The 5,097-nt window shown below is 74.8% G+C and carries 6 protein-coding genes; 4 read left to right on the top strand and 2 right to left on the bottom strand.

Features of this window, described 5'->3' with window-relative positions; genetic code table 11:
• On the top strand, positions 1-224 hold a 224-nt coding region (locus C3486_RS36085), incomplete at its 5' end, for a WYL domain-containing protein (RefSeq protein WP_146075139.1).
• Between the two features lie 387 nt (positions 225-611).
• On the opposite strand, the gene C3486_RS36080 is transcribed toward C3486_RS36085, so the two are convergent.
• A complete protein-coding gene (locus C3486_RS36080) occupies positions 612-1,619 on the bottom strand; it encodes an SDR family oxidoreductase (protein ID WP_258053202.1) in 1,008 nt (335 codons plus the stop codon).
• Positions 1,620-1,751: 132 nt separating this feature from the next.
• Between C3486_RS36080 and C3486_RS36075 the strand changes: the two genes are divergently transcribed.
• Complete coding sequence (locus C3486_RS36075; protein ID WP_103837077.1) at positions 1,752-2,282, top strand: DUF4240 domain-containing protein; 531 nt, start codon at positions 1,752-1,754, stop codon at positions 2,280-2,282.
• A 378-nt stretch (positions 2,283-2,660) separates the two neighbouring features.
• Here C3486_RS36075 and C3486_RS36070 read toward each other — a convergent pair whose 3' ends face one another.
• Positions 2,661-3,167 (bottom strand): GNAT family N-acetyltransferase, encoded by a 507-nt coding sequence (locus tag C3486_RS36070; RefSeq protein WP_181138814.1) that lies wholly within the window; start codon positions 3,165-3,167, stop codon positions 2,661-2,663.
• Positions 3,168-3,213: 46 nt separating this feature from the next.
• On the opposite strand from C3486_RS36070, the gene C3486_RS36065 reads away from it, so the two are divergent.
• Positions 3,214-4,110 carry a TIGR01777 family oxidoreductase gene (locus tag C3486_RS36065; protein WP_103837075.1) on the top strand — a complete coding sequence of 299 codons (897 nt, stop codon included), beginning with the start codon at positions 3,214-3,216 and terminating at the stop codon, positions 4,108-4,110.
• 572 nt (positions 4,111-4,682) lie between these two features.
• Positions 4,683-5,097: FAD-dependent oxidoreductase (locus C3486_RS36055; RefSeq protein WP_146075138.1), on the top strand; the 415-nt coding region annotated here is incomplete at its 3' end.

Raw genomic sequence — 5,097 nt, 5'->3', positions numbered from 1 at the left:
TGCCGCACGTCACCGACCGCGCGGCGGCCCAGGAGGCGCTCGAAGCGGCCCCGGACGCCGACGGCCAGGGCCGGATCACGGTCACCCTGCCCGTCGAGTCCCCCGACGTCGCCTTCTCCCAGCTGCTGGGCCTCGGCCCGGAAGCGGAGATCCTCTCCCCGCCGGCCCTGCGCGCCCGCTTCACGGCGGCAGCACGGCAGATGACGACGCTGTACGAGGGGTGAGCGGGGCGGCGGCGGGCGGCGAGCGGCGAGCGGCGAGCGGCGAGCGGCCGACGACAGCCTGTTTGGCCGCCGGTGTCCAGCGGCAGCCGGTGTTCGACGGGGGGCCAGCGGCCGGGCGGGGGCCAGCGGTCGGGGGGCAGCGCCCGGGGGCCAGCGCCCGGGCGGGGGCCAGCGGTCGGGGGGGCAGCGCCCGGGGGCCAGCGCCCGGCGGGGCCGGTGCCGGCGGTCGGTGGTCAGCGACAACCGGTGGCCATCCGCCGACCGGTGGCCATCCGCCGACCGATGGCCATCCGCCGACCGGTGGCCATCCGCCGACCGGTGGTCAACGACAGCCGGTGATCCCCTCCGCCCAGTGGCCATGCGCCGACCGGTCCCCACCGACCCCGATCAGCGATAGCCGGTGACGTCGGCCGGCTTGCCCGCGCGTTCGACTTCCGCGATGTACCGCCAGGCGTCCGGCGCCGAACCGTCCACGTCCGTGAAGCCGTACACCTTCGCCAGCCCGCCGCTGGAGAGCGACTGCCCGTTCCACCGCGCCACGTCCGGGTCGGTGGCCAGGGCCGCCAGCGCCCGGCCCACGAACACCGGCGACTCCGAGATCGCGAAGTGCGGGTTCTGCGCGCAGCCGTCCCGCCAGCGCTCCTCCGTCACCTTGAAGTACGTGTCGAGCATCGCCTCCGAGCGCAGCCACCCCGGCGTGAGGCAGAGCGCCGTACAGCCGTACTCCGCCAGCTCCTCCCCCAGGTCCCGCGCGATCCGGATCGGCGCGCTCTTCGCCAGGTCGTAGTAGAGCGGCTTCCGGTACTCCCGGTTGGACTCGGCCGTGCCGTCCGTGACCTCCACCAGCAGTCCGCCGCGCCGCCGGATGAGCAGCGGCAGCGCGTACCGGCTGGTGATCAGGTGGCTCTCGACGCCGAGCCGCAGTACCCGCAGCCCCTTGCCGAGGTCGTGCTCCCACGCCTTCTTGTCCCACTCGACGTGCTGGTCACCGCCCCACAGGTCGTTGACCAGCACGTCCAGCCGCCCGTGGTCCCGCTCGATCCGTTCGACCAGCGCACGCACCTGGTCCGGCTCCAGATGGTCGACCCGTACGGCGATCCCGGTGCCCCCGGCGGCCGTCACCAGGTCCGCCGTGCCCTCGATCGTCTCGGTCGCCCGGCCCACCTCGCTGACCTGCTCCCGCGTCGTCCGCCCGGTGACGTAGACGACCGCGCCGGCCCGGCCGAGCTCCACGGCCATCGCCCGGCCCGCGCCCCGGGTCGCCCCGGCGACGAGCGCGACCTTGCCGGCCAGCGCGCCGCCGCCCTCCCCCGCGGCCGCCCCGGCCGTCCCTGTACTCGTGCTGCCACCCGTCGGCCGTCCGCCCACTGCCATGTCCTCCGCTTCGCTTCGCATGGCGCGACTCTCACACCGAATGCCGCCACCTACTGTCCGGTTTTCCGGGTAATTCCGTGTCGGTAACGACCCGGACGGATGCCCGCGCTCCGCGTGCGTCGCCGGGCGGCAGGCTGGATGCTTGACCCTGTGATGGACGAGACGGAGTTCTGGGAGCTCATCGACGACTCCCGCGAGGCCGCCGAGGGCGACCCCGAGGAGCAGGCCGATCTGCTGATCGAGCGGCTGATGCGGCGCGACCCCGATGCCGTGATCGACTTCGCCCGGCACTTCGAGGCGCGCTACAACCGCGCCTACACCTGGGACCTGTGGGCCGCCGCCGTCATCCTGCTGGACGGCGCGAGCGACGACGCCTTCGACTACTTCCGCTGCTGGCTGATCGGCCAGGGCCGCGAGGTCTTCGAGGGCGCGCTGCACGACCCCGACCGGCTCGCCGACCTGCTCCCGGACTTCGACGAGGAGGAGGACGGCGACGCGGAGGACCTGGGGTACGCGGCGGACGAGGCGTACGAACGCCTCACCGGCACCGTGATGCCCGACCTCGGCATCGCCCCGGCCCCGCAGGAGCCCCTGGGCACCGTCATCGACTTCGAGGACGACGCGGCCCTGGAGGAACGCTTCCCCAACCTCTGGGAACGCTTCCGCGGCGACTCGTACACCTGAGGCCGACTCGTAAGCCTGAAGGCGGCTCAGCGCCCGAGAGCGACTCGCACGCCTGAGGGCACTCCTACGCCCGGCGGGCGGCGGGCACCTCGTACGCCTAGGGGCACTCATACGCTGAAGGCGACTCAGGCAGCCGAGGCCGGCTCGTACGCCAGAGGGCACTCATGCGGCCGGGGGGCGGGCACCTCGTACGCCTGGAGCCCGCGGTGCGGCCGATGCCGCAGGTCACGGCGGCCGCAGGCTCGGCGACCTCAAACGCCCCGGTCTGCCCTTGAACTCCCGGGCCAGAGGCTGCGCGGCCCGGTCTGCGGGGCGCGGTCCGCGCGGGGCGCGGCCCGGGCCTCACCGTCTCAGAATGCCCGCCCCGACCCCGCCGTCTCAGGACGGGGCGGTGGCGCCCAGCCACCGCCCCATCAGTACGTCGTCCACGTACTCGCCCGCCAGCAGGAACTCGCCCGGCAGCACTCCCTCCACCCGGAAGCCCGCCGACTCGTACAGCCGCCGCGCCGGCGTGTTGTGGCCCAGCACCCGGAGCGTCATGCGCTGCGCGCCCTCCGCCACCGCCCGGTCCACCGCCGCGGCCAGCAGCGCACGGGCCACCCCGCGGCCGCGCACCCGCTCGTCCACGGCCAGCCCCTGGATCTGCCGCACGTGCGCGTTGGAGGCCAGCGGCGTCGGCCGCACCAGCCGCAGGTAACCCGCCGTCCGCCCGTCCACCTGCGCCACGAGGAAGTCGTCCGGTACGTGCCAGGCGTCGAAGAACGGGTCGTACGGCGGCTCCGGACGCGGCTGTACGGAGTGCAGCGGCGACCAGGTCCGCCGGTCCAGCGCCCCGAGCGCCGCCTCGTCGGCGGGCACGGCGGTACGAACGATCAGTTCGGGCATGCGGGTCACTGTGTCACGCGCCCGCGGGCACGGGCAGTATGGGGCCATGCGGATCGCGATCACCGGTTCGACCGGTCTCATCGGCACGGCGCTCCAGCGGTCACTGCGCGCGGACGGGCACGAGGTGGTGCGCCTCGTCCGGCACGCGCCGCGGGCCGCCGGCGAAGTGGCCTGGGACCCCGAACGGCAGACCGTCGACGCCGCGGGCCTCGCCGGCTGCGACTCCGTGGTGCACCTCGCGGGCGCGGGCGTCGGGGACCACCGCTGGACTCCGGCGTACAAGAAGCAGATCCGCGACAGCCGGGTGCTCGGCACCGCCGCGCTCGCCGAGGCCCTGGCCTCCCTCGACACCCCGCCGCGCTCCTTCGTCTGCGGCAGCGCGATCGGTTATTACGGCGAGACCGGGGCGCGCCGCGTGGACGAGGACGCGCCGCCCGGCGACGACTTCCTCGCCCGGGTCTGCGTCGACTGGGAGACCGCCGCCGAACCGGCCGTCGAGGCCGGTATCCGCACCCCCTTCGCGCGCACCGGCCTGGTCGTCGCGCGGGAGGGCGGGGCCTGGGGCCGGCTCTTCCCGCTCTTCAAGGCCGGGCTCGGCGGGCGGCTCGGGAACGGCGGCCAGTACTGGTCGTTCATCTCCCTGCACGACCACGTCCGCGCGCTGCGCCGCCTGATCGATGACGAGACGCTGTCCGGGCCGGTGAACCTCACCGCCCCGGAACCGGTCACCAACCGCGAGGCGACGGCCGCCATGGGCAAGGTCCTGCGCCGCCCCACCCTCTTCACCGTCCCGGCCCCGGCCCTGCGCCTGGCCCTGGGCGAGTTCGGCGACAACATCCTCCAGAGCCAGCGCGTCATCCCGACCCGCCTCCAGGAAGCCGGCTTCACCTTCGCCCACCCCACGATCACCTCAGCCATCACCTCCACCCTCGAGCCGAATTAACCCCCTTCTCTCCCCCGCCCCGCCCCCCACCACCACCTCCCCCCGGAAATTTTCAGTTCCGAAGCCCGAAGCCCGAAGCCCGAAGCGCAAAGCCAAAGCCCGAAGCGCAAAGCCGAAGCCCGCCCGACGGCACCGGGAGCCACTCCAGCGACGCCAGGAGCCGCCGGGGCCCGCACCCGAAGGTCCGAAGCCCCACCGGGCCGCCCCCCCCATGGCCCGCAGCGCCGCCGGGGCCGCCGCCCATGGCCCCGAGCGCCGCAGGCCCGCAACCTGCCCCCAGTGCCCGAGCCGCGGCACCCGGCTGCCTCACCGCGGCCCTCACCGCGGCCCTCACCGCGGCCCTCACCGCGGCCCTCGCTGCGGGCCTCCCCGCGGGCCCCCGTCAGCGGTCCGCGGCGGGGCTTCGGGGCGCGGTTGTCGCGGGCGCGGCGAACGTGACTCCGGCACCTGCGGGGTGTGTGTGCCGTGTGCGACCCCGTGTGCGTCGGTCCGGGTGCGGGGGTGGGTATCAGGGAGGCTCGCGAAGGGCATGAGACGTGGGCCGAAACCCCGGCCGACCCAGGGAGGGACACGTGCCGCGCACCCCCGCTTCCCGAAACCCCTCGTCCCCGCCGACGACCCCGTCGGACACCGTGGACGTCGTCATCATCGGTGGTGGAGTGGCCGGCCTGGCCGCCGCGCACCACCTCACCCGCGCCGGCGCCACGGTCGCCGTCCTGGAGGCCGCCGACCGCGTCGGTGGCCGCGCGGCCACCGAGGAGCTGGACGGCTTCCGCCTGGACCGGGGCAGTCAGCTCCTGGTCACCTCCTATCCCGAGCTGAGCAGAACCCCGGCGCTCAGCGACCTCGCGCTGCGCCCCTTCGCCCCCGGTATCTGCCTGCACAACGGGCGCCGCACCCAACGCATAGGCCCCATCCGCAGCACGAGGGTCGCACTCTCCACGGCACGCGCCCTCGCGCGCGCCTCCGCGCGCCCTTCGCCGCGCT

This window comes from Streptomyces sp. Ru73 (assembly GCF_002920575.1).
Classification (GTDB): Bacteria; Actinomycetota; Actinomycetes; order Streptomycetales; family Streptomycetaceae; genus Streptomyces.
The sequence above is the reverse complement of the archived record's forward strand: the minus strand, read 5'-3'. Positions and strand labels throughout refer to the sequence as shown.

What these genes read in the sequence shown, in the direction of transcription:
- C3486_RS36080 (WP_258053202.1), bottom strand. Translation starts at nt 1,619, where the DNA reads ATGCGAAGCGAAGCGGAGGACATGGCAGTGGGCGGACGGCCGACGGGT.
- C3486_RS36075 (WP_103837077.1), top strand. Translation starts at nt 1,752, where the DNA reads ATGGACGAGACGGAGTTCTGGGAGCTCATCGACGACTCCCGCGAGGCC.
- C3486_RS36065 (WP_103837075.1), top strand. Translation starts at nt 3,214, where the DNA reads ATGCGGATCGCGATCACCGGTTCGACCGGTCTCATCGGCACGGCGCTC.
- C3486_RS36070 (WP_181138814.1), bottom strand. Translation starts at nt 3,167, where the DNA reads ATGCCCGAACTGATCGTTCGTACCGCCGTGCCCGCCGACGAGGCGGCG.